The sequence below is a fragment of the Myxococcus sp. CA005 genome (assembly GCF_006518205.1).
Lineage (GTDB): Bacteria > Myxococcota > Myxococcia > Myxococcales > Myxococcaceae > Myxococcus > Myxococcus xanthus.
The window spans coordinates 1-26,655 of the sequence record NZ_SRLV01000013.1; the positions used below are offsets into that span (position 1 = coordinate 1).

Annotated in this window: 24 protein-coding genes and 1 pseudogene; 15 read left to right on the forward strand and 10 right to left on the reverse strand. The window is 69.2% G+C overall.

The window, feature by feature from the left end:
* A pseudogene (locus tag FMQ63_RS08000) lies at positions 1–339 on the reverse strand (hypothetical protein); the annotation flags it as partial.
* A 145-nt stretch (positions 340–484) separates the two neighbouring features.
* Here FMQ63_RS08000 and FMQ63_RS08005 point away from each other — a divergent pair.
* Together FMQ63_RS08005 and FMQ63_RS08010 are read left to right on the forward strand one after the other, a co-directional pair.
* Positions 485–2,704 carry a bifunctional (p)ppGpp synthetase/guanosine-3',5'-bis(diphosphate) 3'-pyrophosphohydrolase gene (locus tag FMQ63_RS08005; RefSeq protein WP_026114158.1) on the forward strand — a complete coding sequence of 740 codons (2,220 nt, stop codon included), beginning with the start codon at positions 485–487 and terminating at the stop codon, positions 2,702–2,704.
* Between the two features lie 79 nt (positions 2,705–2,783).
* On the forward strand, positions 2,784–3,170 hold the full coding sequence (locus tag FMQ63_RS08010; protein ID WP_026114157.1) for a RidA family protein: 387 nt from the start codon (positions 2,784–2,786) through the stop codon (positions 3,168–3,170).
* A gap of 86 nt (positions 3,171–3,256) precedes the next feature.
* On the opposite strand, the gene FMQ63_RS08015 is transcribed toward FMQ63_RS08010, so the two are convergent.
* Positions 3,257–5,227 carry a thioredoxin gene (locus tag FMQ63_RS08015; protein ID WP_020480766.1) on the reverse strand — a complete coding sequence of 657 codons (1,971 nt, stop codon included), beginning with the start codon at positions 5,225–5,227 and terminating at the stop codon, positions 3,257–3,259.
* A gap of 196 nt (positions 5,228–5,423) precedes the next feature.
* Here FMQ63_RS08015 and FMQ63_RS08020 point away from each other — a divergent pair, with 196 nt between their 5' ends.
* Positions 5,424–5,654 (forward strand): sulfurtransferase TusA family protein, encoded by a 231-nt coding sequence (locus FMQ63_RS08020; protein ID WP_011553254.1) that lies wholly within the window; start codon positions 5,424–5,426, stop codon positions 5,652–5,654.
* Positions 5,655–5,700: 46 nt separating this feature from the next.
* On the opposite strand, the gene FMQ63_RS08025 is transcribed toward FMQ63_RS08020, so the two are convergent.
* Together FMQ63_RS08025 and FMQ63_RS08030 are read right to left on the reverse strand one after the other, a co-directional pair.
* A complete protein-coding gene (locus FMQ63_RS08025) occupies positions 5,701–6,609 on the reverse strand; it encodes an ABC transporter ATP-binding protein (RefSeq protein WP_011553255.1) in 909 nt (302 codons plus the stop codon).
* Positions 6,606–7,523 (reverse strand): ABC transporter permease, encoded by a 918-nt coding sequence (locus FMQ63_RS08030; protein WP_011553256.1) that lies wholly within the window; start codon positions 7,521–7,523, stop codon positions 6,606–6,608. Before FMQ63_RS08030 ends, FMQ63_RS08025 begins: the two co-directional genes overlap by 4 nt.
* A 121-nt stretch (positions 7,524–7,644) precedes the next feature.
* Here FMQ63_RS08030 and FMQ63_RS08035 point away from each other — a divergent pair, with 121 nt between their 5' ends.
* Positions 7,645–9,096 (forward strand): penicillin-binding transpeptidase domain-containing protein, encoded by a 1,452-nt coding sequence (locus FMQ63_RS08035; RefSeq protein ID WP_216609097.1) that lies wholly within the window; start codon positions 7,645–7,647, stop codon positions 9,094–9,096.
* A gap of 8 nt (positions 9,097–9,104) precedes the next feature.
* Here FMQ63_RS08035 and FMQ63_RS08040 read toward each other — a convergent pair whose 3' ends face one another.
* Positions 9,105–10,259, reverse strand: coding sequence for a DUF4388 domain-containing protein (locus FMQ63_RS08040; protein WP_011553258.1), 1,155 nt, complete (start codon positions 10,257–10,259; stop codon positions 9,105–9,107).
* Positions 10,260–10,280: 21 nt separating this feature from the next.
* Between FMQ63_RS08040 and FMQ63_RS08045 the strand changes: the two genes are divergently transcribed.
* The 8 genes from FMQ63_RS08045 (at position 10,281) to FMQ63_RS08080 (ending at position 19,865) form a co-directional block, all read left to right on the forward strand.
* On the forward strand, positions 10,281–10,559 hold the full coding sequence (locus tag FMQ63_RS08045) for a glutaredoxin family protein (protein ID WP_011553259.1): 279 nt from the start codon (positions 10,281–10,283) through the stop codon (positions 10,557–10,559).
* 45 nt (positions 10,560–10,604) lie between these two features.
* On the forward strand, positions 10,605–11,633 hold the full coding sequence (locus tag FMQ63_RS08050; RefSeq protein WP_011553260.1) for a GGDEF domain-containing protein: 1,029 nt from the start codon (positions 10,605–10,607) through the stop codon (positions 11,631–11,633).
* A gap of 44 nt (positions 11,634–11,677) precedes the next feature.
* Positions 11,678–13,339, forward strand: coding sequence for a sigma-54 dependent transcriptional regulator (locus FMQ63_RS08055; protein ID WP_011553261.1), 1,662 nt, complete (start codon positions 11,678–11,680; stop codon positions 13,337–13,339).
* Positions 13,340–13,392: 53 nt separating this feature from the next.
* Complete coding sequence (locus FMQ63_RS08060) at positions 13,393–14,706, forward strand: GNAT family N-acetyltransferase (RefSeq protein WP_011553262.1); 1,314 nt, start codon at positions 13,393–13,395, stop codon at positions 14,704–14,706.
* 113 nt (positions 14,707–14,819) lie between these two features.
* Entirely contained in the window at positions 14,820–15,629 is an 810-nt protein-coding gene (locus FMQ63_RS08065; RefSeq protein ID WP_020479050.1) for a hypothetical protein, read from the forward strand.
* Positions 15,629–17,884, forward strand: a complete 2,256-nt coding sequence (locus FMQ63_RS08070) for a caspase family protein (protein ID WP_020479049.1) — start codon at positions 15,629–15,631, stop codon at positions 17,882–17,884. Before FMQ63_RS08065 ends, FMQ63_RS08070 begins: the two co-directional genes overlap by 1 nt.
* Before the next feature lie 136 nt (positions 17,885–18,020).
* Positions 18,021–18,587 (forward strand): tetratricopeptide repeat protein, encoded by a 567-nt coding sequence (locus FMQ63_RS08075; protein ID WP_011553263.1) that lies wholly within the window; start codon positions 18,021–18,023, stop codon positions 18,585–18,587.
* 159 nt (positions 18,588–18,746) lie between these two features.
* Positions 18,747–19,865 (forward strand): 3-deoxy-7-phosphoheptulonate synthase, encoded by a 1,119-nt coding sequence (locus FMQ63_RS08080; RefSeq protein ID WP_011553264.1) that lies wholly within the window; start codon positions 18,747–18,749, stop codon positions 19,863–19,865.
* Between the two features lie 7 nt (positions 19,866–19,872).
* Here FMQ63_RS08080 and pheA read toward each other — a convergent pair whose 3' ends face one another.
* From pheA to FMQ63_RS08105, 5 genes are all read right to left on the reverse strand, one after another.
* Entirely contained in the window at positions 19,873–20,694 is an 822-nt protein-coding gene (gene pheA / locus FMQ63_RS08085; RefSeq protein ID WP_011553265.1) for a prephenate dehydratase, read from the reverse strand.
* On the reverse strand, positions 20,687–21,826 hold the full coding sequence (locus tag FMQ63_RS08090; protein ID WP_011553266.1) for a bifunctional chorismate mutase/prephenate dehydratase: 1,140 nt from the start codon (positions 21,824–21,826) through the stop codon (positions 20,687–20,689). The genes pheA and FMQ63_RS08090 overlap by 8 nt, the downstream gene beginning before the upstream one ends.
* On the reverse strand, positions 21,826–22,281 hold the full coding sequence (locus FMQ63_RS08095) for a GNAT family N-acetyltransferase (RefSeq protein ID WP_011553267.1): 456 nt from the start codon (positions 22,279–22,281) through the stop codon (positions 21,826–21,828). Before FMQ63_RS08095 ends, FMQ63_RS08090 begins: the two co-directional genes overlap by 1 nt.
* Positions 22,282–22,329: 48 nt before the next feature.
* Positions 22,330–22,758 carry an EVE domain-containing protein gene (locus tag FMQ63_RS08100; RefSeq protein ID WP_011553268.1) on the reverse strand — a complete coding sequence of 143 codons (429 nt, stop codon included), beginning with the start codon at positions 22,756–22,758 and terminating at the stop codon, positions 22,330–22,332.
* 92 nt (positions 22,759–22,850) lie between these two features.
* Positions 22,851–23,048 (reverse strand): hypothetical protein, encoded by a 198-nt coding sequence (locus FMQ63_RS08105; protein ID WP_225888882.1) that lies wholly within the window; start codon positions 23,046–23,048, stop codon positions 22,851–22,853.
* A 373-nt stretch (positions 23,049–23,421) separates the two neighbouring features.
* On the opposite strand from FMQ63_RS08105, the gene FMQ63_RS08110 reads away from it, so the two are divergent.
* The 3 genes from FMQ63_RS08110 to FMQ63_RS08120 are packed head-to-tail and all read left to right on the forward strand — an operon-like array spanning position 23,422 to position 26,647.
* Entirely contained in the window at positions 23,422–23,994 is a 573-nt protein-coding gene (locus tag FMQ63_RS08110; protein WP_011553270.1) for a polysaccharide biosynthesis/export family protein, read from the forward strand.
* Positions 23,991–25,205, forward strand: coding sequence for a hypothetical protein (locus FMQ63_RS08115; protein WP_011553271.1), 1,215 nt, complete (start codon positions 23,991–23,993; stop codon positions 25,203–25,205). Before FMQ63_RS08110 ends, FMQ63_RS08115 begins: the two co-directional genes overlap by 4 nt.
* Positions 25,206–25,219: 14 nt before the next feature.
* The gene (locus FMQ63_RS08120) at positions 25,220–26,647 is read left to right on the forward strand and encodes a Wzz/FepE/Etk N-terminal domain-containing protein (protein ID WP_020479048.1); all 1,428 of its coding nucleotides are present in this window, start codon (positions 25,220–25,222) and stop codon (positions 26,645–26,647) included.
* Positions 26,648–26,655: the final 8 nt, after the last annotated feature.

Genomic DNA, 26,655 nt, shown 5'->3' on the forward strand with positions numbered 1-26,655 from the left:
GCGCTGCTGCGGCGGCCGTTCCACTGTCAGGCCCGCGGCGGTGGGGGGCGGCGTCCGGGCCGAGGGGCGCAGGCCCGGCGGAATGGCGCTGGGCGCGGGCGGAACCACCGGCTCCGCCACCTTGCCGCCTGGGAAATTGGACACCGCGACCGGCCGGCTGCCGGGCGGCGTACCAGGCCGGGCGACGGCGAGGGGCGGCTTCGTGGCGGCGGGGCGGGGCGCGGCAGCGGGCTCGCCCAGCGCCTGGCCGCAGAGCACACAGGCAGCCGAGCGAGGCGAGTTGTACCCGTCACAGTTCGGGCAGACCACGGCGAGGGAGGACAGCAGGAGCTGTGACATGTGCGGAGGCGAATCTACGGGGCCGTAAAACACCGGGTCAACGAAAGCGAACGCACCAACTGGGGTGTCCTAGAGGAAGGTGACGTCCAGGTGTGGGGCAACGTTGCCCCTCCGTTGGTGCAAAGTTACGATTGCTCCTCATTCGATGATTCGCCTGAACGACATCCTCCAACGGGTTTCCCAGTACCACCCCGACCCCGACCTGGACATCATCAAGAAGGCCTACGTCTATTCGGCCAAGGTCCATCAGGGTCAACTCCGGAAGTCAGGCGAGCCCTACCTCGTCCATCCGCTCGAGGTCGCCGGCATCCTGGGCGAGCTCAAGCTGGACGAGGCGTCCATCGTCACCGGACTCCTTCACGACACCATTGAGGACACGCTGGCCACCGAGGAGGAGCTGACGGAGCTCTTCGGTTCGGAAGTAGCCCACCTGGTAGACGGCGTCACCAAGCTGTCCAAGTTCTCCGCATCCGCCAGCCTGTCGCAGGAGGAGAAGCAGGCGGAGAACTTCCGGAAGATGATCATCGCGATGGCGCAGGACATCCGCGTCATCCTGGTGAAGCTGGCGGACCGCACGCACAACATGCGGACGTTGGATCACATGTCGGAGGAGAAGCAGGCCCGCATCGCGCAGGAGACGCTGGACATCTACGCGCCGCTGGCCAACCGGCTGGGCATCTCGTGGATCAAGACGGAGCTGGAGGACCTGAGCTTCCGCTACGTCAAACCGCAGGAGTTCTTCGCGCTCCAGGCGAAGCTGAACAAGCGCAAGAAGGAGCGGGAGAAGTACATCGAGGACACGTGCGACCTCATCCGCTCCAAGCTGGCCGAGCGCGGGCTGAAGGGCGAGGTGAGCGGACGCTTCAAGCACGTCTACAGCATCTACAAGAAGATCAAGTCACAGGGCATCGACTTCGATCAGATCCACGACATCATCGCCTTTCGCATCATCGCGCCCACCGCGCCCTCCTGTTACGAGGCGCTGGGGCTCGTGCACGAGATGTGGAAGCCGGTGCCGGGGCGCTTCAAGGACTTCATCGCGATTCCGAAGCCCAACATGTACCAGTCGCTGCACACGACCATCATCGGTCCGCTCAGCGAGCGCGTGGAGGTGCAGATCCGCACCTCGGAGATGCACAAGATCGCCGAGGAAGGCATCGCCGCGCACTGGAAGTACAAGGAGGGCAAGGCCGTCATCTCCAAGGATGACGAGAAGTTCGCCTGGCTGCGGCAGCTGATGGAGTGGCAGCAGGACCTGAAGGACCCGAAGGAGTTCCTGGAGACGGTGAAGGTGGACCTCTTCACCGACGAGGTCTTCGTCTTCACGCCCAAGGGCGACGTGCGCTCGCTGCCTCGCGGCGCCACGCCGGTGGACTTCGCCTACGCCATCCATTCGGACGTGGGCAACCGGTGCGTGGGCGCCAAGGTGAACGGGAAGATCGTCCCGCTCCGCTACAAGATGAAGAACGGGGACACGGTGGAGGTGCTCACCAGCCCCCAGCAGCACCCGTCCAAGGATTGGCTCACCTTCGTCAAGACGAGCCGGGCGCAGCAGCGCATCCGCGGCTTCATCAAGCAGCAGCAGCGCGAGAAGAGCCTTCAGCTGGGACGCGAGCTGGCGGACCGCGAGCTCAAGCGCTTCCAGCTCAACTTCAACCGGTTGCTCAAGTCCGGCGAGATGAAGAAGGCCGCCGTGGACCTGGGCTTCCGTGTGGAAGACGACATGCTGGTGGCCATTGGCTACGGCAAGGTGACGCCGCAGCAGCTGTCGCACCGGCTCGTCCCCCAGGAGAAGCTCAACGCCGCGGAGGCCGGGGGGCGCGCGGATGCCAACCCCGCCGCGACAACCTCCGGTGGAGCCGGCAACTCGGTGCTGCCGGGCCTGTCCCGGGTCACCGACCTGGCGAAGCGGCTGGTGGGCCGCAGCAACCGCAGCGGCGTACAGATTGGCGGCGTGGACGATGTCCTCGTGCGCTTCGGGCGGTGTTGCAACCCCGTCCCCGGAGATCCCATCGCCGGCTTCATCACCCGGGGGCGGGGCGTCACGGTTCACACGGTCGGCTGTGAAAAGGCACTGGCCACGGACCCCGAGCGGCGCGTGGACGTGTCGTGGGACGTCCGGGGCGACTTCAAGCGCCCCGTCACCCTGCGCGTCCTCACTGCGGACCGGCCGGGCCTGCTGGCGGACATCACCAACACCTTCTCCAAGAAGGGCGTCAACATCTCCCAGGCCAACTGCCGGGCCACCGGAGATGACCGGGCGGTGAACACTTTCGAGGTCATCATCTCCGACCTCAAGCAGCTCACCGACCTGATGCGAACCATCGAGCGGCTCCAGGGCGTCTACTCGGTCGAGCGCATCTAACCGCCTTCGCCTTTCGTGGTAGAGCGCCCGGAAACCCCGGCGGCCCGATTCGGGCCGCTCTCACCCCGAGGTGCGCCGCATGGCTCGCAAGGCAATCCACTCCGACCAGGCCCCCAAGGCCATTGGCCCGTATTCCCAGGCGGTGCAGGTGGACGCCGGGAAGATGACCTTCCTCTCCGGCCAGATTCCGCTCGACCCCGCCACCATGGAGATGGTGCAGGGCGACGTCGTCGCGCAGGCGGAGCGGGTGATGGAGAATCTGAAGGCCGTGCTCGCCGCCAGCGGGCTGGACTTCTCCCACGTCGTGCGCTGCACCATCTTCCTCACCGATTTGGGCGACTTCGCCCGGGTGAACGAAGTCTATGGCCGCTACTTCACCGGCGCTCCGCCGGCCCGCGCCACCGTGCAGGTGTCCGCGCTGCCGCGTGGCTCCAAGGTGGAGATTGACGCCATCGCCGTCTCCTGAAGCAAGGGCTGGAAAGACGAAGGCCGCCGGACTCAGAGGAGTCCGACGGCCTTTGTCGCGTCAGGGCGCCAGGGCCCCAGCGGGAACTACTTCGAGTCGGCCACCGCGCCGCCGAGCTTCTTCAGCTCCTCGTCGATGACGCGCTTGAACGCGTCCACGGGCTGGGCGCCCACGAGCGTGCGGCCATTGATGAAGAACGTCGGGGTGCCGGAGGCGCCCACGCTGGACGCCTGCGCCATGTCGGCCTCGATCTGCGCGTTGAACTTGCCCTGGTCCAGCGCGGCCTTGAACTTGTCCACGTTCAGGCCCAGCTCCTGCGCGTACTTCTCCAGCGAGGCGCGGTCCAGCGCGCGCTGATTGGCGAAGAGCTTGTCGTGGTACTCCCAGAACTTGCCCTGCTCGTTCGCGGCCAGCGCAGCGGCGGCGGCCAACTTGGCGTTGGCGTGGAAGGGCAGCGGCTGGTTCTTGAAGGCGACCTTGATCTTCCCGCCGTACTGGTCCTCCAACTGCTTCAGCGTGGGCACCACGCGGCTGCAGAAGGGGCACTCGAAGTCGGAGAAGGCGACGATGGTGACGGGCGCGTTCTTGTCGCCCTTCACCGGGGCGTTGCCCACGTCCACCTTCTGGACCGGGGGCTCGGCCGGAGCGCCAGGGGCCGCGGCGGGCGCCGTCGGGGCGTTGGCGACGTTCTCCGCGTTCAGCTTGGCGTAGAGCTCCTCGGGCTTGGTGCCGGCGGCGAGCAGCTTGTCCGCCTTGCCAATCTCCTCGTCGATGACGCGCTTGAAGGCCTCGAAGGGCTGCGCGCCGACGAACTCACGGCCGTTGATGAAGAAGGTCGGGGTGCCGTTGGCGCCCACGGCGTTGCCGGCGGCCATGTCGGCCTCGACCTTCGCCTTGAACTTGCCCGAATCCAGGGCGGCCTTGAACTTGGCGACGTTCAGGCCCAGCTCCTGCGCGTACTTCTCCAGCGAGGCGCGATCCATGGCCTTCTGATTGGCGAAGAGCTTGTCGTGGTACTCCCAGAACTTGCCCTGCTCGTGCGCGGCGTGCGAGGCCTCGGCGGCCAGCTTCGCGTTCGGGTGGAAGGGCAGCGGCTGGTGACGGAACACTACGCGCACGTCCTTGGCGTAGCTCTCCTTGATCTTCGACAGGGTGGGGCCCACGCGGCTGCAGAAGGGGCACTCGAAGTCAGACCACTCGACGATGGTCACCTTGGCGTTGGCCGGGCCGAAGGAGGGCGAGTCCGAGGGGATCTCCACCTTGCGGACCGTGGCGGCGGGCTGCTGCGGCTGCGCCTTGGGCGCGGCGCGCTCGGAGCCCTTCTCGATGATCTTCGCGTACACCTGCGAGGCGGGCACGCCGCCCTTCACCAGGTTCTCCGCCTTGACCAGCTCCTCGTCGATGAGGGCCTGGAAGTTGGCGATGGGCTGCGCGCCCGACAGGAAGCGGCCGTTGATGAAGAAGGCCGGGGTGCCGCTGGCGCCCAGCTGGCCGGCCAGGGCCTGGTCGCGGGTGATGATGTCCTGGAACTTGGGGTTGCCCAGCTCAGCCTTCCACTTGTCCAGGTTGAGGCCCAGCTCCTTGGCGTACTGCTCCAGGGACACGTCATCCAGCTTCTTCTGATTGGCGAAGAGCTTGGCGTGGTACTCCCAGTACTTGCCCTGCTCGCCAGCCGCCATCGCGGCGATGGCCGCGGGCTTGGCGCGCGGGTGGAAGGAGAGGGGGTTCTGCTTCATCACCACGCGGAGCTTCTTGCCGTACTGCTCCTGGAGCTTCTCGATGGTGACGTTCGCCCGGCTGCAGAAGGGGCACTCGTAGTCGGAGAACTCGACCACGGTGACGAGCGCGTCGGCGCTGCCGTGGGTCGGCGAGTTCTCGATGGGCACCTTGAACACGGTGGGATCCACCGGACGGCGTCCACCCGGCGCCGGGGCGGCGGGAGAGTTCGGTGCGGCCTTGGCGACTTCGGACTTCGTGGACGGGCCAGTGGTGACGCGGCCGCCAACGAACCCGAGCACCAGGCCGACCAGCAGGGCCACGATGACATTGGGCTTCATAAGTGGGTCTTGCTCCTTCGCCATGGGGCCGGCATTGTGGGCCCGAGCGGGTTTTCAACGAGGGCAGAGGGCGGCGGTCTTAACAGAGGGAATTCCAGACGCGCAAGCAAGCCGCTCTGGCCTTCCAGGGAGCCGCGCCCCCTCAGGGGCCCCAAAACTCGGGAGTCTTCGGAAAAATTCCGTCAGAGTCCCGATCATGGAAGCCGCCGTTCGCATCGACACCCGCGGGGCCTTGTGCCCCATGCCCATCCTGGAACTCGCCAAGGCCATGAGAGCACTGGCGCCAGGGACGCTCGTGGAGCTCGTCTCCACGGATCGCGGGTTGGAGGCGGACCTTCCCGCATGGTGCGAGGCTACGGGGAATCCACTGGTGCGCATGGAGCGCCGGGAGCGCCTCTACGTGGGCTGGGTGCGCAAGGCGGGTTGAGTCGCCTGCCGCCAGCCCACGCTTTGCTTCAGAGCATCTGTTTGCTTCAGAGCATCTGCAGGACGCGATCTTCCAGGCGCTGGCCGCGGCTGACGCCCAGGATGAGCACGTCGTGCTGCAGCAGGTGACGCACCACCTGGCTGATGACCTCTTCGGGCGCCACGCCGCCGCTGAAGCGCACGCGCAGCACGGTGTCGCTCTCCATGCGCGCGTCCGTGATGTGGGGCATCACCGTGAGCTCCGGGATGATGACGCTGCCGCGCGCAATCTGGACGCGGAACTCGGCGCCCTGGCCGGTGAGCTCATTCATGCTCCCCGCTTGGGCGAGCGTGCCCTTGTCGAGGATGGCGGCCGCGTCACACAGCTCCTCCAGCTCCTGGAGGTTGTGGCTGGAGACCACCACCGTCTGCCGGCCCTTCATGTCGCGGATGACCTGGCGCACCTGGGCGGCGACGCGCGGATCCAACCCGGCGGTGGGCTCGTCCAGCAGCACCAACGGCGGGCTGCCCATGAGGGCCTGGGCCATGGCGGCGCGCTTGGCCATGCCGTGGCTGAGCGCCTGTGTCTGGACGTTCCAGGCCTCCATGAGGCCCACCTTGTCCAGGGCCTCGCGCGCCTCACGCTCCGGCTCGGCCAGGGCGGACAGCCGCGCCCAGTACATCAGCAGCGCGCCCACTTCCCAGCCGGGCGGCAGCACCGCGTCCTGCGGCAGCGCGCCCAGGCGGCCCTTCAGGGCGCCCGGGGTGGTGGGGTCCACATCCATGACCTTGAGCGAGCCCTCGGACGGGTAGAGGTAGCCGCACATCATGGAGAAGGTGGTCGTCTTGCCGGCGCCGTTGGGGCCGATGAGCCCGTACACCGCGCCCTTGGGCACGGAGAAGCTGACGCCGTTGACGGCGACCTTGGGGCCGAAGCGCTTGGAGACGCCGAACAGTTCAATGGCCACGTCGCTCACAGGTCCCTCGCGCGCAGGATGCCGTAGGCCGCCATCAGGAAGACGAACGCGAAGACCGCGTAGGCGGCTCCGCTCGCGCCGAACTGCGCCAGGCCCGGATGCAGCAGATCGCTGGCGTAGTACGACGGGGACAGGTAGCGCAGGAAGCGCAGGTTGCCCGTGTCACCGGAGGCCCGGCCGATGGTGTCCATCAGCCAGAAGACGAACAGCAGGATGAAGTTGAAGACCAGGCTCACCGCTGGTGAGCGGAACAGGCTGGAGCACAGCGTCGTGAGGGCCACGTAGGCCAGCGAGAAGACGATGGCCGCCAGCCAGAACTTCAGCAGGTTGAGCGCCATGGCGGCGAAGCTGAAGTCCGGGTTGGCCACGCGGGCGTAGATGAAGATGGCCAGGTCGATGATGAGCACCAGGCCGAGCAGCAGCGTCGCCTGCGTCAGGAACTTGCCCAGCAGCACCGACGAGCGCCGCGCGCGCACCGTGAGGTAGCGCATGGAGCGTGGGCCCACTTCACCGCTAATCTGATCGAAGCCCATCAGCGCGATGTACGCGGGCAGGAAGAAGAGGGTGATCTTGAAGACGATCAACACCTCCAGCGGCACCTGCGCCAGGGCCTCGATCATCGCGGAGTCGTTGCTGGTGAGGAATCCCAGCACGCCCTTGCGCATCTCCTCGTTGAGCTGCACGGAGGCGCTCGCATCCGCGCCCGCGCCCTCCAACTGCTTGGCGACGGCGCTGCGGACTTCGCCCGCGAGCCAGCCGACCACCAGCAGCACCAACGCGGAGAACATGCTGTAGAGGCCGAGCAGCACCACCGTCCGGCCGCTGCGCACGGCCCGGCGGAGCTCGGCGCTCCAGATGACCACCGTTTCTTTCAATCCGTCCAAAGTGTGGGCGAACCTAGCGGAGTTGCACACCCCTCCGCCAAGTTTCTGATTTCACCGAGGGACGGAAGCGACCAGGGAGGCATCCGTGGACAGCGCGCCCCCAGCCGGTAGGATCCAGCCGTCGCTCACCCCCCCGGAGCCCCCCGTAGCAATGCGCTTCCACCGCCGTCTCCTGTCCGCCGCCGCGCTGCTCCCCCTGGTCCTCGTCATTGGAGCGACCGAGCCGGAGCAGCCCGCGTCCGCCGGTGCCTCCGAAGACGGAGGGGTGGGGGTCGCCGCCCCTGACACGACGTCGCAGGCCGCCCAGGCGGACGCGGGGACGTCGGGGGCCGCCACGGCGTCCCAGGGCGCCCAGCCCGATGCGGGGACTTCAGGATCCGCCGCCGTCTCCGCCGCCGCGGTGCTCGGGGGCGAGTCGCCGGATGGTGGACTGGCGGCGCTTGCCGCGGAGCCGGGGATGGTGCCCCCCGTGCCCGTGCCCTCGCGCGAGAAGGCGCCGCCCATCGCCACGGTGAAGTCGCTTCCCAGGTCCGCGGACCTCATGGCCCGCGCGGCGCTGGAGGACGGGAAGCTGGTGGTGAAGGAGAAGGGCGGAAAGAAGAAGCAGCTCACCATCGACCCGGTGCTGCAAGCGTCGCTGACGCAGATCCTCCGCAACTACGAGACGCCCTACGGCGCGGCCGTGGTGCTGGAGCCGTCCACCGGACGGGTGCTGGCGTTGGCGGAGCACTCGGCGGCGAGGCCGGAGCTGCGAGGGCTGCCGGTTCGCGCGGTGTTCCCCGCGGCCAGCATCTTCAAAGTCATCACCGGCGGCGCGCTGCTGGAGGCCGGCGTCACACCGGATACTGAAGAGTGCTTCCACGGCGGCAAGCGGCGCATCTCCGAGAAGCACCTGCAGGACAGCGAGCGGGACAGCTCCTGCTATTCGCTGGCGCTGGCCATGGGCAAGAGCGCCAACGTCATCTTCGCCAAGCTGACGAACAAGCACCTCACGGTGGACTCGCTGCGCCGCATGGCGGCCCGCTTCCGTTTCAACCGTGAGATTGAGTTCCCCGTGCCGACGGATGTGTCGCTCGCCGCCATCCCCGAGGAGACCTTCAGCCTGGCCAACACGGGCGCGGGTTTCGGGGACGTGTACCTGTCCCCGCTGCACGGCGCGCTCGTCGCCGCGGTGGCCGCCAACGAGGGCCGCTGGGTGGACCCCATCCTCTTCGAGCCCGAAGGACCGGCGCCGCTGCTCCCGGTGGAAGGCGAGCCCGTCCTCACGCCGGAGGTTGCGAAGGACCTCACGGCGCTGCTGGAGGAGACCGTCACCAGCGGCACCGCGCGCGCCGTGTTCCGCGAGCGTGGCTTCCGCGTGGATGACGCCGTGGGCAAGACGGGCTCACTGGCGGACCGCGAGCCCTTCCGCGACTACTCGTGGTTCGTGGGCTTCGCGCCCAAGGACAACCCGCGTGTCGCCGTGGCCGCCATCATCGTCAATGACCCGAAGTGGCGCATCCGAGGCACCTGGCTGGGCCGCGAGGCGCTCCGCCTGGGGCTGGAGCGAATGCCCGCGCCGGTGGAGATGACGGCCCCGGCCTCCGCCGCTGGCAAGCACTGACGCTTCCGTCAGCGCGGCGTCAGCTTCACCAGCGTCGCGTCCACGAAGCCGGCGAAGAACTTCAGCGCATCCAGCTCCTGCAGCGGCGACACGTGGACGATGGCGGCCACGTCGCGCCGTCCATCGATGCGTGACAGCAGGTAGCGCTCCGGCGCGGAGAGCTGGAGCGTCTTCAGGTGCCCGGGCGCGACCTGGAGCGTGGGGACCCTGGGCGGGTCGGCCAGCTCCCGCCGCAGGTGCACCAGGAGCTTCTCCTGGGCCGCCTTGACGAACTCCGCCGTGCGAGGGGAGGGCGACATCTCGTGCGCCCGCCGCGCCAGCGCCTCGCCGTCCCGCGCGTTGCCCGCGTCGAGGAAGAGCTGCGCGGCCTGGAGCACTTCGTCCGACGACGTCTCCGAGCCGATGATGCCCCGCTCTCCGTTCTCCTCCTCCACCACGGACATCTCGGACTCGGGCGGCTCGTCGGACACCTTCACCGCGTCCAGGCGGTAGAGCGCATACAGCCGCTGGTAGAGGAAGAAGTCCGTGGCGTGCAGCGCCAGCGCGATGCCGTCGATGGTGAGGCCTTCCTTGATGAGCTGGACGATGCGCTCGTCCATGCTCCCGGGCTTTCGCTCGGGCAGCTTGCGCTCGTCCACCGAGAGCCGGACCGCGCCGGAGGGGAAGACGGCGTGGATGGCCTGCCAGGCCGTCTCCCGGAACTCGCCCTCGCGGTGGACGTCCAGCAGGTCCACGCTGACTTCCAGTCCCGCGACCTCTGGCGCCGTGTCCGCCGCCTCGAAGAGGAAGTCGCCGTCCTCCCAATGGAAGGCGTCGAGAATCATCTCCCGGAACTTGTGGCTGAGCGTGCCGCGCACGGTGGCTTCCGGCACCAGCCCCGTCATCACCAGAATCTTCCCCAGGAAGATGCGCGTCTGCGCCTGGGTCGAAAACGCCTTCTCCAACTGGTCCTCGGTCAGGTGCCCCATATTGATGAGGAACTGACCGAAGAACTCGCGCGGCTGGTTGGAACTGGCGCTGACCACATGGCCTTCGCGCAGTTCGAGTTGCTTGCGCACGTCCCCACGCTCCACCTTCAGGGACCCCGTCGCTCGCCGGTTCCCGAGATAGACGACGAGGTCCTTGAGAGGCATCGTCGAGAAGTCGCCAGACAAGCCACGCATTAACCGTTCATCCTGCCCCGCATGCGCGTCGATATCTACTCGAAACCCAATTGCTCTCTCTGTGACAAGGCGGCCGCCGTCGTGGAGTCCGTGCGCGCTCGCATCCCCTTCGAGCTGCGGATCATCTCCATCCTGGAGGATGCGGAGGCCTTCACTGCCTGGCGTTACGACATCCCCGTGGTCGTCATCGAGGGGGTGCCAGCCTTCAAGCACCGCGTGGACGCCGCGGAGTTCGAGGCGCGGCTGCATGAGGTCAAAGGTGGCACAACCATTGCTAAATCCGCTGCCCAGCATGGGTAGCCAGCTTCCCTTCTCTAGTAAATCCGAGGGGATGAGGAAGTCAGGATGGGGTTCGAGGCTGTAAATCCGGGGTGGGCCTCGAAAAGCGGCGGAGAAAAGTTCACGCGGGAAGGTGGAACGGTGGGTGTGCGAAGGAAGCGAGTGGGCAAGGCCGGACAGCCGCCCACCGTGCTCGTCGTCGAGCCACGAGCAGCAGACCTGGAGCGGACCCGGCTGCTCCTGGCGGAGGCCGGCTTCCGGGTGGTGCCCGTGACACGCTTCGACGCGGCGGTGCCGCTCTTCGAGGTCATCCGCCCGGCCGCGGTGTTGCTGGCCGCGCAGGCGCCTGACTTCGCGGCCGTCCAGGTCGCGCGCCGGTTGCGGCAGCTCAGCCATGGCGCGGTGCCGCTGCTCTACCTGGTGGATGAGCGGGACGCCGAGGCCCGGCGGTACTGCCTGGAGCGGGGGCAGTGCGTGGACCTGGTGCCCCGTTCGGGCAGTGGCTCGGAGCTGGCGACGAAGCTTCACGCGCAACTGAAGCTGAAGGACGCGGTGCTGCGGGCGGCCGCGGGGGAGGAGGCCGGCACGGCCCAGGCGCTGCATGACCCGGTGACGGGGCTCTACAACCGGCCCTTCCTGCTGGAGTTCATCAGCCTGGAGGCGCGGCGGGCGGAGCGCTACGGCGGCGGATTCTCCGTGGTGGCGGCGGAAGTGGGGGGCTGGTCGGCCTTTCGCAAGGAGTTTGGGCGCGGCATGGCGGAGCGTCTGCTGGTGTACAGCGCGGTGGTGTTGGGGCAGACGGTGCGCGACGCGGACGCGGTGGCACGGGTGGGGGACTGTCAATTCGCGCTGATGCTCCCGGGAACGCCCGCGGAGTCGGTTCCGGAGGTGGTATCCCGCGTGGCGGCGCGCTTCGACACGGCCCGCTTCCAGGTGGAGGGGAAGGTGGTGCGCACGTCGCTGGAGCTGGGAACGGTGAGCTTCCCGGATTCGGTGGGCACGCCCACGCAGCTGTTGAGCGCGGCGCAGCAGGACATGCGACGCGCGCGTGAGTTTCGCCGGATGGTCGGGAGCACGTCCCGGTTGTCGGTGTGAGGGTGGGTCGGACTTCGATGCAGCGGGCGAGTGGAGGCGAGGGGATGGACCGGATCGCGGTGCTGGTGGTGGATGACGAAGAGGCGGTGCGCACGTTTCTGTCCGAGCTGCTCGGAAGTGCGGGGTACCAGGTGCGCTGTGCCGCGAGTGGCACCCAGGCGCTGGAGATGCTCTCAGGGGGCTCCTTCGACGCGGTGTTGCTGGACGTGGTGATGCCGGAGATGAGCGGCCTGGAAGTGCTGCGCCGTTACCAGTCCATGGGCGGCGGCGCGCCCGTCATCGTGCTCAGCGCGCTGGCGGGGGCGGACGACGCCGTTCGGGCGATGAAGATGGGCGCCAGCGACTACCTGGCCAAGCCGTTCGGCAACGACGAGCTGCAGGACGCGCTGGCCCGGGCCCTGGGGACGCGGGCGCCGGAGCGTCAGGCCGTGGCGCCCATCCTGCCCTCGCGCACGGTGCTGCCGGTGGTGGATTCGGCGCAGGAGCAGCGCGTCCTCATCTCCACCTCGCCGGCCATGCGCCGCGCGCGTGCGCTGGTGGAGCGCATCGCCGACACGGACGTCCCCGTGCTGCTGCTGGGTGAGTCCGGTACGGGCAAGGAGGTCATCGCGCGGGAGATTCACGCGCGCAGCCAGCGGCGCAACCGTCCGTTCATCAAGGTGAACTGCGCGGCGCTGCCCGGCGAGCTGCTGGAGAGTGAGCTGTTCGGCCACGAGCGCGGCGCCTTCACCGGCGCCACTGCCGAGAAGCCCGGCAAGTTCGAACTGGCGGACCAGGGCACCATCTTCCTGGACGAGATTGGCGAAATGGCCATCCGGCTCCAGGCCAAGCTGCTCCAGGTGCTCCAGGACGAGGAGTTCTTCCGCGTCGGTGGCAAGAAGAGCGTGCGCGTGGACAGCCGCGTCGTCGTGGCCACCAACCGCGACCTGGAGAAGGAAATCGCGCTGGGCAACTTCCGCGAGGACCTCTTCTATCGCCTCAACGTGGTGGCCATCCGCCTGCCGGCGCTGCGCGAGCGCCGCGAGGACGTGGTTCCGCTGACGGACCACTTCCTCAAGAAGTACGGCCGAGGCTACCTCAGCGGCGTGTCCGAGCTGCCCACGGAGGTGCTGCACGCCTTCGCGGACTACGACTGGCCGGGCAACGTGCGCGAGCTGGAGAACATGGTCCGCCGGCTGTGCGTGCTGAAGGACCCGACGCTGGTGCTCGACGAGCTGCGGGCCGCGGTCCGCGCTCCCGCGAGCGCGCCGTCCCTGCCCACGTCCTACGCCGGTGACGACGGTGGCCCCTTCGGCCGCGCGCACGACGAGGGCTTCCGCACGCCGCCGCCCGCCGTGCAGGTGCTGGAGATGCCGTCGCGCGGCGCCGCCTTTGGGCTGGCGTCCGTCGCGCCGCTGGCGCCGCCCGCGCACGCGCCCATGGTGATGGAGTCCGCGAACGCGGTGGTGTCCGCGCCGCGCTACGTCAATCCCTTCGACGTGCCGCAGCCGCCGCCGCCGCCCGCGCCCACCGGGGAGCTGTCGCTGAAGGACATCGGCAAACGGGCGGCGATGCTGGCCGAGCGCGAGGCGATTCTGGCCATGCTCCAACGCACCGCGTGGAACAAGCGGCGCGCGGCCACCAAGCTGCGCATCAGCTACAAGGCGCTCCTCTACAAAATCAAGGAGTGCGGCATCATCGACCCGCGCGCGAGCGCGGAGCTGTAGGTGAGCCGTAACCGTCGCTTGCACTGTCCCCGCGGTCTCGCTATCGCGGGGACATGACGCCTCCTCTCGTCCTCCTGGGGTCTGGGTACACGCTCACGCGGCTCGCCGTGGCGGAGGCCCGCGCCGGGCGCGACGTGCTGGCGGCCACGCGCGACGCCGCGCGCCGCGCCGAGCTGGAGCGCGCCGGAGCCCGCGTCACCGACCTGGAAGACGCGCTGACGCGCACGGCGGGGGCTCACGTCGTCGTCTCGGTGCCGCCCGACGCGGGGTTGGACACGCGCATCGCCTCGGCGCTGGCCGGCCAGGTTCCAGCGCGGCTCGTCTACTTGTCCTCCACCGGCGTCTATGGCCGCGCGCGGGGCCACGTGGACGAGGACACCCCGGTGGAGCTGTCCACGCCGTCGTCGCGCGAGCGCATCGAGGCGGAGTCGCGCTACCTCCCGCTGGGCGCCATGGTGATGCGCATCGCCGGCATCTACGGGCCCGGGCGCGGCATTCACACGCGCCTGCTGTCGGGGGCGCTCCGGCTGCCCGAAGGCGGCGGCGGACGCATCTCCCGCATCTACGTCGATGACCTGGTGGAGTCCATTCGCGTGGTGCTGACGCGCGGCGAGCCCGGCGCCCTGTACTGCGTCGCGGATGACCGCTCCGCGCCCTCCGAGGAGCCGGTGGCCTGGCTCAGCCAGCGCCTGGGCGTGCCGATGCCGCCCCGCATTCCCCTGGCGCAGCTCAATGAGACACTGAGAGGCGACCGCGACATCTCCAACGCGCGCCTGAAGTCGCTGGGCTGGGCACCGCGCTACCCGGACTTCATCTCGGGGTACACGGCGCTCCTGAAGGCGGAGGGCCACGGCGCCGGACCGACGCAGCTTGTCATCCGCAGGTTGGTGGCGGAGGACGCGGAGGCGTTCAAGGCGCTGCGGCTGCGGGGGCTGCGGGACAACCCCGAGTCCTTCGCGGCCTCGGTGGAGGAGGATTCGGCGCTGTCCCTGGAGGCCGTGCGTGGCTGGCTGGTGGGGGCGTCCCAGTGTGTCCTGGGTGCCTTTGACGGTGGGCAGCTCGTGGGCGCGTTGGGGCTGAATCGCGAGTCCCGGGCCCGGCTGGCGCACAAGGCGATGGTGTGGGGCATGTACGTGGCGCCGGAGGTCCGCTCGCGGGGCGTGGGCCGACGGCTGCTGACGGCGCTCATCGACGAGGCGCGGAAGATGGGCGGCCTCAAGTGCCTGCTGCTCGCGGTCTCGGTGGGGAACGCGCCCGCGCACGCGCTGTACCGCTCGCTGGGGTTCCGGACCTATGGCGTGGAGCCCAACGCGCTGAAGGTGGGGGAGACGTTCCTCGACGAGGAGTTGATGGTCCTCACCCTGTGAGCCGAGCCGGGTGACAGATTCTTGAGGGGCTGGTGTTCCAGGAGACGCGCGAGGCCGGAGGCGGCAGGACACGGGAACCGAGGGCTTTTCGCCGCGCTGGAGACGCACTGCGCATGGCACCTGGCACCCCTGACTGGCTTCTGGAGCGAATCATCCTGCGCGAACTGCCGCCAGAGGCGCTGTCCGCCGCGCGAGCCCGGCTCGAGCGTGAGCCCGGTGGCGCCGCGAGGCTGGCCCGGCTGGAAGCGGACTCCCGCCAGACACTGGCGCGTCATCCGCCCGCCGAAGTCGCCGCCGAGGTGGCCCGGCGCGAGCACGAGTCCCAGGTCCGCACGGAGACGGCACGGCGCGGCAACTCGCAAGGGTGGCATGGGCTGTCACTCAGCGTCCCCGTGGCCGCCTCGCTGGCGCTGCTCTTCATGTCCGCGCCGGAGGAGCAGCCGGAGCCGTCCAATTCACCGGTGCCGCTCATCGTGATGCTGGACACCGTGCGCATCAAGGGTGGGCCGCGCCTGCGGGTCCACCGGCAGGGCGCGGGCGAGCCGGAGTTGCTCGGTGAACAGGCCCGGGCGCGCCGCGGTGACGTCCTGCAACTCAGCTACGTGTCGGGTGGAAGCCGCCATGGTGTCGTGGTGTCGGTGGATGGGCGCGGCGCCGTGACGCTGCACCATCCCTCGATGCTGTCGGGAAGCACGGAGCTGGGCCCCGGCGAGGCGGTGCCGCTGGCCCATGCCTACGAACTCGATGACGCGCCGGACTTCGAGCGCTTCCTCTTCGTGACGTCCGATGCACCCCTGGAGGTGGCGTCGGTCCTGGAGGCGGCGCGCGCGCTTGCCCGGCGGCCCACCGACGCGCGCACCCTGCCGCTGCCACTTCCGGATACCCTGGGCCAGACGTCCTTCACGTTGGAAAAGGTGCGGTGATGACGCGGTCCCTCCTGTTTTCGCTCCTGCTCGTGCCCGCCCTGGCCGCCGCGGCTCCCTCGGCCTCGGCGCCGCAGGCGTCGGTGCGCCGCTTCGCGCTGCTGGTGGGCGTCAACGACGGTGGCGAGGGACGGGCCCGGCTCCGGTACGCCGTCACGGATGCGCGCTCGTTCGGCGACGTGCTGGAGGAACTCGGAGGGGTGCAGCCGCAGGACAAGCTGCTGCTGATGGAGGGCGACCGCGCGGCGCTGGAGTCCGCCCTGGTCCGCTTCAAGGCGATGCTGGCGGCGGCGACCACGCCGGGCACGCGCATCGAGGCGCTCGTCTACTATTCGGGCCACTCCGACGAGCAGGGGCTGCTCCTCCAGAAGGATCGCTTCGGCTACCGCGAGCTGCGCAAGGCGCTGGAGTCGCTTCCCGCCGACGTGCGCATCGCCATCCTGGACTCGTGCGCGTCCGGCACGCTGGCCCGCCAGAAGGGCGGCGTGCGGCGTCCGGCCTTCATGGTGGATGCGTCCTCCGCGGTGCGAGGCCATGCCATCCTCACGTCGTCTTCCGAGGATGAGGTGTCCCAGGAGTCCGACCGCATCGGCGGCTCGTTCTTCACCCACAACCTGGTGTCCGGCCTGCGCGGCGCGGCGGACGTCTCAGGGGATGGCCGGGTGACGCTGCACGAGGCCTACCAGTTCGCCTTCCACGAGACGCTGGCCCGCACGGAAGAGACGCGGGCCGGGGCGCAGCACCCCGCGTATGACATCGAGCTGGCGGGCACGGGCGACCTGGTGATGACGGACCTGCGCTCCACCGCCGCGGTGCTCGTCCTGGGGGACCTGGTGGACGGGCGGCTCTACGTCCGTGACTCCCAGGGACGCCTGGTGGTGGAGCTGAAGAAGTACGCGGGCCGCACCACCGAGCTGGGGCTGCAGAAGGGCCGTTACTCGGTGATGCGCAAGGTGCTGGACCAGACCTCGCAGGCGGAGTTCGAGCTGGGGGAGGGCGGCCGGACGGTGCTGGCGGCCTCCGCCTTCCGCGCGGTGCAGGGGGAGCTGACGGCCATGCGCGGCGGTGGGCCCCTGCCGGCGAGTCTCTCGTCGGGCGCCGGTGCCGGCGTGGCGGAAGTCGCCGCGGCGGGCAGCGGGCACCGCTCGCGCTTCTTCAACGTGGGCCTGTTCCCCGGCCTCCAGACGAATGACCTGATGAACGCCGGCGAGCCCGTGGACAACCATCTCTCCATGTCCATGGGCGTGTCCCGCATGGCGCGGCTGGACGGCGTGGCAATGGCCCTGGGCGCGAACGTGGCCACGGACAGGGTGGACGGGTTGCAGCTGGCCCTGGGCGCCAACGTGGTGCGGGGCGACATGTCGGGCACGCAGCTGGCCGTGGGCGGCAACTGGGCGCACGGAAAGGCGGAGGGCATCCAGGCCGCGGTCGGGCTCAATGTGGCGCGGTCCAGCGGCTCGCTCGGGCAGCTGGCGGTGGGTGCCAATGTGTCCGGCACGTCGCTGGTGGGAGCGCAATTGGCCGTGGGCGGCAACTGGACGGCGGGGAACGTCGACGGTGTGCAGGGTGCGGTGGCGTTCAACCACACGCGGGACCGGATGGCGGGCCTCCAGGTGGCCGTGGGCCTGAACTGGGCGGCGGAGGCCCGGGGCGCGCAGCTGTCCCTCGTCAATGTGGGCGGTGACGTGAAGGGCGCGCAGGTGGGGATTGTCAACGTGGCGGGGCGGATGAGCGGCCTCCAGCTCGGGCTCGTGAACGTGTCGCGGGAGCTGGATTCCGGTGTGCCGGTGGGCCTGGTGAGCATCGCGCGCAACGGCCAGTTCCACGTCGAGGCCTTCGGCAATGACTTCAACTACGCCAACACCGCCATCAAGGTGGGCAGCCGCTACCTCTACACGACGCTCGTGTTGGGCATGGGCACCATGGAGGGCGCGCGTGGCCCCAGCCACTGGTCGCTGGGCCTGGGGCTCGGCGCGCACATCCCAATCTCCGAGCGCTTCTTCCTGGACGTGGACGCGGTGACGAACACCCTCTATGGCTGGAATCTGTCCTTTGAAGGCGACCGCCGCCTGCACCAGCTCCGGCTGGTGGCGGGGTTCCAGGTGGCGCGGAACCTGGCCATCATCGGCGGGCCCACGCTCAACGTGTTGCATGACTCGAACGGCGAGCCCGTGTCGAACCTGAGCCGTCTGTCGAACCTGGACGCAGGGGGCGTGCTCCTGTGGCCCGGTGTACAGGTGGGCCTGCGCATCTGAAGTAAGGACCAATGGCTCCCATCAGCGGGACGAAAGCGTGCCTGGGAATGACGTCTTTCCATGGGGACTTCCCCGGTGAGAGGCTGACCCTCCGGCCCAGAATCGCGGCCGGTGTCACCCTTGAGCTGGGGGAGAGATGTCCAAGTTGCTGTTCGCGGCCTTCAATGACGGCGTGAGCTTGTCCATGGCGGGCAACCATGAGGCGGCCATCCTCGCTTTCGACAAGGTGCTCGCCGTGGACCCCAAGCACGTCCCGGCGCTCACCGCGAAGGGGGCGTCACTGGCCACGCTGGAGCGCTTCGAGGAGGCGCTGCGCTGCTTCGAGCGCGCCATCGAAGTGGACCCCACCGAGGCCGAGGCCCACCGCGACGCGGCCCTCTGCCAGTTGGAGCTGGGGGAGCCGGAGGCCGCCGCGCAGCTGCTCCAGCGCGCCACGCAGCTCAACCCCACGCCGGGCTACCGCGAGTCCGCCGCCGTTCAAATCTACACCCTGGGCAACGCGCTGCTGACGCGGGGCTCCCGTCGCCCGGACAAGGCCCGCTACCGCCAGGCCCGCCATGTCTTCGAACTGGCGCTGACGCTGTCTCCTGGTTCCGCCGAGTGCGCCCGGGCCCTGGCAGACGTGTGGGAGCACCTGGGCGACCCCGTTCAGAGAGACCACTACGCCCAGCTCGCCACCCGGCTCCGCCCCGTGCCGGCCTAGCAGTCGGCCCGCCGGGGCCTGGATGGGACGCAGCCCCCTTCCGGTTTCAAGTCCGGACGCGGCAAAGCGGTTCGAAGTGTTACATCTGCCGCGGCCTTTTTCCGCAATAGTTCACGCAATTCGCGTGAAGTACGACAACGCCGCCCGGGAGAACTGAAGATGATCGTCATGCTCGAGCCGGACTCGCCTGAGTCCGTGGTGTCCGCCGTCCTCCAGGTTGCTTCCCAGTACAAGGGAGTGACGCCGCGGACGCACGTCATCGGTGGCTCCGAGTACACGATTACGGAGGTCTACCTGCTGGGTTCCACCGCGCAGGTGCCCGTGGAGCCCTTCGAGCAGATTCCCGGCGTGCGGCAGGTGGTGCGCGTGTCGCAGAAGTACCGCGTCATCGGGCGGCACAAGGGCCAGCGGACGTCCGCCGGCTTCGAGTACAACGGCGTCACCTTCGACGAGCGCTCCGTGAATGTGTTCGCTGGCCTGTGTGCCGTGGACAACCCGGAGAACGTGGACACGATGATGGCGGCGCTTGCTCGCTTGGGCATCCGCACCACGCGCATGGGCGCCTACAAGCCCCGCACCAACCCCTACGAGTTCCAGGGCCTGGGCGCCGCCTGCCTGCCCTGGGTGTTCGAATCCGCGGGCAAGCACGGCATCAAGGTCATCGCGATGGAGGTGACGCACCCGCGTCACATCGACGAGATTCGCGACGCGCTCGAGCGCTCCGGCAACGCCACGGGCGTCATGCTCCAGGTGGGCACGCGCAACGCGCAGAACTTCGAGCTGCTCAAGAGCATTGGCCAGCAGCGTGTCTTCCCGGTGCTCTTCAAGCGCGGCATGGGCATCACCCTGGAGGAGTCGCTCAACGCGTGTGAGTACGTGGCGAGCGAGGGCAATCCGAAAATCATCTTCTGCCTCCGCGGCGTGAAGACGCACCTGGGTGACCCGCACCGCAACATGGTGGACTTCGCCCACGTGCCCGTGGTGCGCCGGCTGACGCGCCTGCCGGTGTGCGTGGACCCGTCGCACGCCATTGGCCAGGCCGCGCCGCCGCCGGACGGACTGCCGGACATCTTCCACGCCATTGGCCAGGGGCTCATCGCGGGCGCGTCCATGGTGCTGGTGGACTTCCACCCGCACCCGGAGGCCGCCCTGTGTGACGGCCCCCAGGCCCTGCGCATGGAGCAGCTCCCCGCACTGCAGCGCTACGTCCAACTGGTGCGCTCCGCGTACGAGACGGCCGTGCAGAGCGGCGACGGGCTCCAGGCCACCGGCGCCTGAGCGAGCCTCACACCACGCCGTAGCTTCCGAGCACCCGCAGGGTGACGCAGGCGGCCTGGGCCGCGGCCACCGCCTCGCGTACCCGCGGGTCCTCCAGCGCGCCGTCCACGTCCAGGCACCACACGTACTCCCAGGCGCGGCGCTGCGGCCGGGACTCCAGCCGCGCCACGTTGAGGCCGCGCGAGGAGAAGGCGCTCATCACGCGGAACAGCGCGCCCGGCCCGTTCTCCACGGTGAAGGCCAGCGCCGTTTTCCGCCGCGTCCACGTCCGTTCGGGCGCGGTCCCCAGGGCGATGAAGCGCGTGAAGTTGTCCGGCGAGTCCTCCACGCCTTCCTCCAGCACGGCCAGCCCGTACAGGTCCGCGGACATGCGGCTGGCGATGGCGGCCGTGTGCGGAGGCTTCTCCTCCGCCACCTTTCGCGCGGCGATGGCGGTGTTCGCCTCCGGCAGCGGTGAGATGCCCCGCCGTCGCAGGTAGCCCGCGCATTGCGCCAGGGCCTGCGGGTGGGAGAGGGCCTGCTGGACGTCGTCCAGTGACAGGCCCGGTGGGGCCAGCAGGCAGTGGCGGATGCGCAGGGACAGCTCGCCCGTCGCCGGCACGTCATGCTCCAGCAGCAGGTCCACCGTCTCCGCCACGGGCCCGCCCAGCGAGCTCTCCACCGGCACCACGCCGCCGTGCACGCGGCCTTCGGCCACGGCTTCGAAGACGGCGCGGAAGGTGAGGCAGGGGACGGCCTCCACGTCGGCGCCATGCAGCGCGCGCAGGGCCTCTTCTCCGTAGGCGCCAGGCTCGCCCTGGAAGGCGATGCGACGCGGCGACTCAGGCATGAGGCGACTCCGCGCGCGCATACGTCCCCAGCACGCGCAGCGACGAGGTGAGCGGACGGATGTCGTCGAGCGCCGCCGTCACCGCTGCGGAGGCGGCGTGGCCCTCCACGTCCAGGTAGAAGCGGTACTGCCACGGCTGCCCCGGGATGGGGCGCGACTCCAGCTTGCTCAGGTTCACGCCGCGCAGGGTGAGCCGCTGGAGCATCTCTCCCAACGTGCCGGGCTTGTGCTCCAGCACCACCAGCAGGGACGTCTTGCACGGCACGCCGGGCGCCAGGGGCGAGGCCTCACGGCCCACCTCCACGAAGCGCGTGTAGTCGAAGGCCGGCTGCAAATCGCCCGCGAGCACCTCCAGGCCGAAGCGCTGCGCCGCCGTCTCGCTGGCGATGGCCGCCACCGACGCGTCGTTGCGCTCGCGGACCTTCTGCGCCGCGCCGCCGGTGTCCACGTCCGGCACCGCGCGGGCCCAGGGCACCTTCTCCCGGAGGAACGTCTCGCACTGCGCCAGCGCCTGCGGATGAGACAGCACCTCCCGCAGGCCTTCCAGCTTCGCGCCCGGCAGGCCCAGCAGGCGGTGGTCCACCTGGCTGACCAGCTCTGCGGTGATGACCACGCCGCCCTCGGCGAGCAGGTCATACGTCTCGTTCATGCTGCCCGCGGTGGTGTTCTCGATGGGCAGCAGCACCAGGTCCTGCTCGCCGCGGCGGAGCGCCTCCACGGCCTCTCGCGCATGGTCGAAGCCGGACAGCAGCACGCCGCCCGCGCGGTGCCCATAGCGGCGGCGCGCGGCCAGGTGGCTGTAGGAGCCCTCCACGCCGGGGTAGGCCACGCGCAGGGGCGTGGTGTCCAGGCGGGTGACGAGCTCGTGTTGCCGAGCCACGGACATGTCGATGAAGAGCCGCCAGATGCGCTCCACCTCGTGCGGGTCCAGGCCGTGCTCCGCGGCGCGGGTGCGGATGCGGCGCAGGAGCAGGTCCTCGCGGCGCTGGTCCCGGAAGGGCGCGGCGGCGGCCAGCTTCGCCCGGGCGACGTCGTCCGCCAGCGCCATCCGGCGGCGGAGGGCATCGAGGATCTCCTCGTCGATGCGCTCGATGGAGGTCCGGATGAGGTCGAGGTCGGGGAGGGTGGTCATCACGAGGTTCCGAGGTTGCGCCACATGAGGTGGTGCGGGCCGATGCCGGGCAGGTCGAAGGGCTCGCCTCGCTGGGCGAAGCCCTGCGCACGATAGAACCCGGAGGCCGTCATCCGCGCGTTGCACCACACCTGAGAACCGCCCTGCCGCGCCGCATGCTCCATGCAGGCCTTCAGGAGGGCGGCGCCATGGCCGTGCCCACGCAGGGTGGCGTCCACCGCCATGCCTCGCAGGCGCCAGGCCGTGGTGGCGCGCAGCGCGTCCGGCGGCGGCTCCCGATACAGGGAGGCCACGCCCACCAGGCGACCCTCCGTATAGACGCCCAGGTGGAGCGTGTCCGCGTCGTCATCTCCGGGATAGACGGCCATCTCCGGAGGCTGGTTGGGACGGAGGATGGCGTGGCGGAGGCCGCGCGTGTCCTGAGCCGGAATCTTGCGGATGTCAGTGGCACTCACGGCGCCGGAGTATGCCTTCGAGGGTGGCGCCCCACCAGTGTCACCGTACTACTTCGGTAGTACTGTCTTCCCCATCTTCAACACCTGCTTGAAGTGCGTGGCGGTGACGGGGGCCACGCTCAGCCGGCCGCGGGTGACGAGCGGAAAATCCTTCAGTGCGGCGGTGGCCTTGATGGTGGCCAGGTCCACCGGCTGCGTGAAGGGGACGACAGGCCCCATGAAGGTGGCGGCCCAGTCCTCATCAGGCACGGTGGAGTCCGGTCCCGGTGGCGTGAGCACCTGGGCCACGCCCACCACGGCCTTGTCCTCGTTGGAGTGGTAGTAGAGGCAGAGGTCCCCAGGCTTCATCGCCCGGATGTTGTTGCGCGCCTCGAAGTTGCGCACGCCGGTCCACTCCGTCTTCCCGTCCTTCTCCAACTGGGCGTAGGCGTAGACGGAGGGCTCGCTCTTGATGAGCCAGTACTGTGGCTTGGCCATGGCGGCGCACCATATGGGTCCGAAACCGCGCGCGCCAAATGAAAGAGGCCGGCGCCACGCGCGGGCGCCCGGCCTCTTTCGTTACATCCGGACTACGCCTGCTTCGCGACGCTGGTGGCCGCCGTCGCCGGCGCCTTGTTCGTGAGCAGCGCGCTGCTCGCGTACAACGCCAGGCCCACCACAGCGACCACCGCGGCCTCCATCTGCGTTGCGAAGGCCACACCCATCAGGGTCATGGCTCCCGTGCCCATCGCGAACGACGCCGCCACCGCCCCAGCCGCCTTCCTCATCCGACCATCCCCCGTTCTCGCGAACTCATCACGCGTTGTGGACTTCATTGCCTCGCGCGAACTTCAGTCCAAGACGCGTGCCAGCCTCCAGCCCCGGGAAATGGGAAGCGGGAGGGGCCGCGGAGGGCAAAGTCGTTCCCTGCTCAGAGCAATGCCTGAAGAAAGCACCGGGTGCGACGCGGGTACGATGCCGGAAAAATTTCCTGAACCCCATGGGGTCTCCCAGAAGGGCACTTCGTAACCCACTGCGATCCAAGGGCTTTCCCTCCCTCCAGTACGTGGCACACGCGCTGCTAAGGCAACGCCGCCGGAAGCAACGCCCGGCCGCGGTAGGGCCGGGAGCGCGACACACGATTTTGAGGGAGGGCTGACGATGGGCAAGACGAGCGCGGGGTTCTGGACGGTGTTGGGCGTGATGCTCCTGGGGGGCTGCGCGCACCAGTCGCAGGTGAAGGTGGACAACTCGGAGCAGCCCTACCGGATTGGCCGCGAGGACGTGCTGGACATCGCGGTGTGGCGTGACGCGGAGTTGTCCCGGACGCTGCCGGTCCGTCCGGATGGCTACATCTCCATGCCCATGGTGGGCGAGGTCCACGCCGCGGGCAAGACGCCCACGGAGCTGGCCGACTCGCTGAAGGAAGCCTTCCAGCCGTACGTGCAGGAGCCGCGCGTGACGGTGATTGTCCGCGAGGTGAACAGCAGCCGCGTGTTCGTCACCGGCGAGGTGGCCAACCCGGGCGCCTATCCGCTGCGCGGCCGCGTGTCGCTGCTGCAGGCCATCGCGCTGGCGGGCGGCTTCACGGACTTCGCCAACTCGGACGGCATCGTGGTCATCCGCACCGACAGCAAGGGCGGACAGATTCCGGTGCGCTACAGCGACCTCATCTCTCCGGATGGCGGACACGAGGTCATGCTCCGGCCGGGTGACACCGTCGTCGTTCCGTGAGGGATGGTGACGCAGTGGGCGTCGTGGACGTGGGCGGTGGTTGGCGTGCGGGACGGAGGGCGACGGTGAAGGGCAACTGGAAGAAGTGGCTACTCGCGGGCCTCATGTTCGGTGCGCCTGCCGCGCAGGCCGCGACGATATGGGAACCCCGGCTTCGGCTGACGGCGGAGGAGCGGTTCGACGACGACCTGCGACTGGGCGGTGGCGGCACCGGCCAGCTGATGACGAAGGTGACGCCGCGGCTGGGACTGGAGGCGAAGGACGCGCGGCTCACGCTGGACAGCTTCTACGCGGCCGACCTGCTGATGCGGCATGGCTCGGGCAGGACGACGCTGGACCACCGGGGCGGTCTGGAGGCCCGGCACCAGATGACGCGTCGCCTGCGGCTGGACACGGCGCTCCGGGTGTTCCGGGTCACGGACCCCAGCTCGCTGCCGCGTGCCGGCCTGGCGCGCTCCACGCTGCCCACGTTCTTCACGCAGGCGACGCTGGGCGTGACGAACCGCGTGGCGGAGCGGCTGGACGTGCGCGCGGGCTACCGCTTCGAGGCGGTGCGCATCATCGACGTGGGGCAGCGCGCGGGGTACGCGCATACGCCCTCCATCGAAGGCTGGTACCGCGCCACGCGCCGGCTCGGCCTGGGCTTGGAGTACCGGTACCAGGGCTTCCTCTATGAGGGGGCGCTGAGCCAGTCACACGGCGCGGCGCTGGGGTTGCGGTATCGGCTGACGCGGCCAACCACCTTCACCGTGCGGGCGGGCCCCGTGCGGTACCTGGCGCCGGTGGCCCAGCAGGGTGGCTGGGTTCCGCGAGTGAACGTGGAGCTGCAGCGCGAAGGGGAGATGTTCGACCTGGGCGTGTCGATGGGACACGACCTGGTGGGCGCGAACGGCTTCACCAACGCGCTGTGGGCGGACTACGCGTCGGTGATGTTGGCGCGCCGTTTCACCCAGAAGTTCTCGCTTTTTGGCGCGGCCAGCTTCTTCCGCAACGGGCAGGCGCCGTCGCTGGACTGGGCCGTGTTCAGAGGAGCGCCGCGGGTGTCGCAGGGCTACGCGGTGAGTGGTGGTGTGGAGTACCGCATTGACCGGCGCCTGTCGGCGCAGGGGGCGGTGGATCGGATCGCTCAGGTTGGGCTGGCGGATTCGGCGAGCGCGGTGGACCTGACGCGCAATGTGTTCGCCGTCCGTTTGGTGGTGACGCCTTGGTAGCTACAGCGCGTGGGATGGAGGAGGAGCGGAACATGGAGCGAGGGATGACGGCAGACCAGCTTCTGGGAGCCCTGTGGCGGCGCAAGGCCCTGGTCGGTGCCATCGCAGCAGTGGTCTTCGTGGTGGGCGCAGCCATCGTGATGACCCGGCCGAGCATGTACGAGGCTTCGGTGGTGGTCCGCGTGGAGCCGCAGCGGCCGGGTGAGGAGATGGTGCAGCGCACGGTGAGCGAAATCATCGAGCAGCGGCTGCTCACCGTTCGCCAGGAGCTGCTGGCGCGTCCGGTGCTTCAGAAGGCCATCGAGGAGATGAACCTCTATCCGGACATCGTTTCGGAGAAGGGCATGGAGTCCGCGGTCGCGCAGATGCGCAAGGACCTCACGGTGCGCGTGGAAGGTGAGACGGCCTTCGAGCTCACCTACGCCAACCGCGACCCGCAGGTGGCGGCGCAGGTGGCCAACCGCCTGCCGACCATCTTCTCCGATGAGACGCTGAAGATTCGTCAGGCGCAGGCGGCGCGCGCCACCGACCTCTTCAACGAGGAGATGGTTCAGCTGGGCAAGGCGGTCAGCAACTGGGAGGCGAAGCTCTCCCAGTTCAAGGTGGACCACCTGGGCGAGCTGCCCGAGCAGATGGAGATGAACATGCGCGGCCTGGAGCGCGTGTCGCATCAGCTCCAGACGAAGTCGGAGGAGCTGCGTGTCGCCGAGGGCCGCCGCTCCGACCTGGCCCGCGCTCGCAACGCGGTGGACAGCGAGGCTGGCCGGCTCGAGGCCGCGGAGAACGGGCTCACCCGTTCCCTGGTCAACGCTCGCACCACCTGGACGGAGGACCACCCGGAGGTGAAGCGCCTTCAGACGGAGCTGGACGGAATGTCGGCTCGCCGCAAGGAGGCCGAAGGGCGGCTGTGGGCCGAGCGCGCCGAGCGCACCCGCGTGGCCACGCTGATTGGCAACATCCAGCAGGAGATTCAGGACCTCCAGAAGCAGGCCGAGGCGTACCAGGGCCGGCTGAACAACACCCCGCGCTGGGCGCACGAGCTGGCGGTGATGAACCGCGACTACGAAATCGCGCGCACCAAGTACCAGAGCGTGGTGAGCCGCAAGGTGGAGGCGGAGATCGCGCAGGAGCTGGAGGCCAAGAGCGCCAAGAGCCTGTTCAACGTCATCTCCCCGGCGGGCGTGCCGGCGACCCCGGCCCGGCCGGACCGCATGGCGGGCATGCTCATCGTCTTCCTCCTGGCCCTGGGCCTGGGGGCGCTGACGGGAGCGGTGCTGGAGATGCGTGATGACAGCCTGCGCGATGGCACCGAGGTTCGCCAGCGCCTCACGCTGCCGGTGCTCGCGGTGGTCCCGGAAATGCAGGGCAAGACGGAGCGGCGGATTCTGATGCCGGCTTCGGGGGCTCGAAACAGCGTGTCTAACCCCACGTCGTTGAACTGAGTCTTGCC

What these genes read in the sequence shown, in the direction of transcription:
- FMQ63_RS08040 (WP_011553258.1), bottom strand. Translation starts at nt 10,259, where the DNA reads ATGCGTGGCTTGTCTGGCGACTTCTCGACGATGCCTCTCAAGGACCTC.
- FMQ63_RS08080 (WP_011553264.1), top strand. Translation starts at nt 18,747, where the DNA reads ATGATCGTCATGCTCGAGCCGGACTCGCCTGAGTCCGTGGTGTCCGCC.
- FMQ63_RS08045 (WP_011553259.1), top strand. Translation starts at nt 10,281, where the DNA reads ATGCGCGTCGATATCTACTCGAAACCCAATTGCTCTCTCTGTGACAAG.
- FMQ63_RS08090 (WP_011553266.1), bottom strand. Translation starts at nt 21,826, where the DNA reads ATGACCACCCTCCCCGACCTCGACCTCATCCGGACCTCCATCGAGCGC.
- FMQ63_RS08075 (WP_011553263.1), top strand. Translation starts at nt 18,021, where the DNA reads ATGTCCAAGTTGCTGTTCGCGGCCTTCAATGACGGCGTGAGCTTGTCC.
- FMQ63_RS08015 (WP_020480766.1), bottom strand. Translation starts at nt 5,227, where the DNA reads ATGAAGCCCAATGTCATCGTGGCCCTGCTGGTCGGCCTGGTGCTCGGG.
- FMQ63_RS08020 (WP_011553254.1), top strand. Translation starts at nt 5,424, where the DNA reads ATGGAAGCCGCCGTTCGCATCGACACCCGCGGGGCCTTGTGCCCCATG.
- FMQ63_RS08110 (WP_011553270.1), top strand. Translation starts at nt 23,422, where the DNA reads ATGGGCAAGACGAGCGCGGGGTTCTGGACGGTGTTGGGCGTGATGCTC.
- FMQ63_RS08105 (WP_225888882.1), bottom strand. Translation starts at nt 23,048, where the DNA reads ATGAGGAAGGCGGCTGGGGCGGTGGCGGCGTCGTTCGCGATGGGCACG.
- FMQ63_RS08060 (WP_011553262.1), top strand. Translation starts at nt 13,393, where the DNA reads ATGACGCCTCCTCTCGTCCTCCTGGGGTCTGGGTACACGCTCACGCGG.
- FMQ63_RS08070 (WP_020479049.1), top strand. Translation starts at nt 15,629, where the DNA reads ATGACGCGGTCCCTCCTGTTTTCGCTCCTGCTCGTGCCCGCCCTGGCC.
- pheA (WP_011553265.1), bottom strand. Translation starts at nt 20,694, where the DNA reads ATGCCTGAGTCGCCGCGTCGCATCGCCTTCCAGGGCGAGCCTGGCGCC.
- FMQ63_RS08100 (WP_011553268.1), bottom strand. Translation starts at nt 22,758, where the DNA reads ATGGCCAAGCCACAGTACTGGCTCATCAAGAGCGAGCCCTCCGTCTAC.
- FMQ63_RS08055 (WP_011553261.1), top strand. Translation starts at nt 11,678, where the DNA reads ATGGACCGGATCGCGGTGCTGGTGGTGGATGACGAAGAGGCGGTGCGC.
- FMQ63_RS08005 (WP_026114158.1), top strand. Translation starts at nt 485, where the DNA reads ATGATTCGCCTGAACGACATCCTCCAACGGGTTTCCCAGTACCACCCC.
- FMQ63_RS08035 (WP_216609097.1), top strand. Translation starts at nt 7,645, where the DNA reads ATGCGCTTCCACCGCCGTCTCCTGTCCGCCGCCGCGCTGCTCCCCCTG.
- FMQ63_RS08120 (WP_020479048.1), top strand. Translation starts at nt 25,220, where the DNA reads ATGGAGGAGGAGCGGAACATGGAGCGAGGGATGACGGCAGACCAGCTT.
- FMQ63_RS08010 (WP_026114157.1), top strand. Translation starts at nt 2,784, where the DNA reads ATGGCTCGCAAGGCAATCCACTCCGACCAGGCCCCCAAGGCCATTGGC.
- FMQ63_RS08050 (WP_011553260.1), top strand. Translation starts at nt 10,605, where the DNA reads ATGGGGTTCGAGGCTGTAAATCCGGGGTGGGCCTCGAAAAGCGGCGGA.
- FMQ63_RS08065 (WP_020479050.1), top strand. Translation starts at nt 14,820, where the DNA reads ATGGCACCTGGCACCCCTGACTGGCTTCTGGAGCGAATCATCCTGCGC.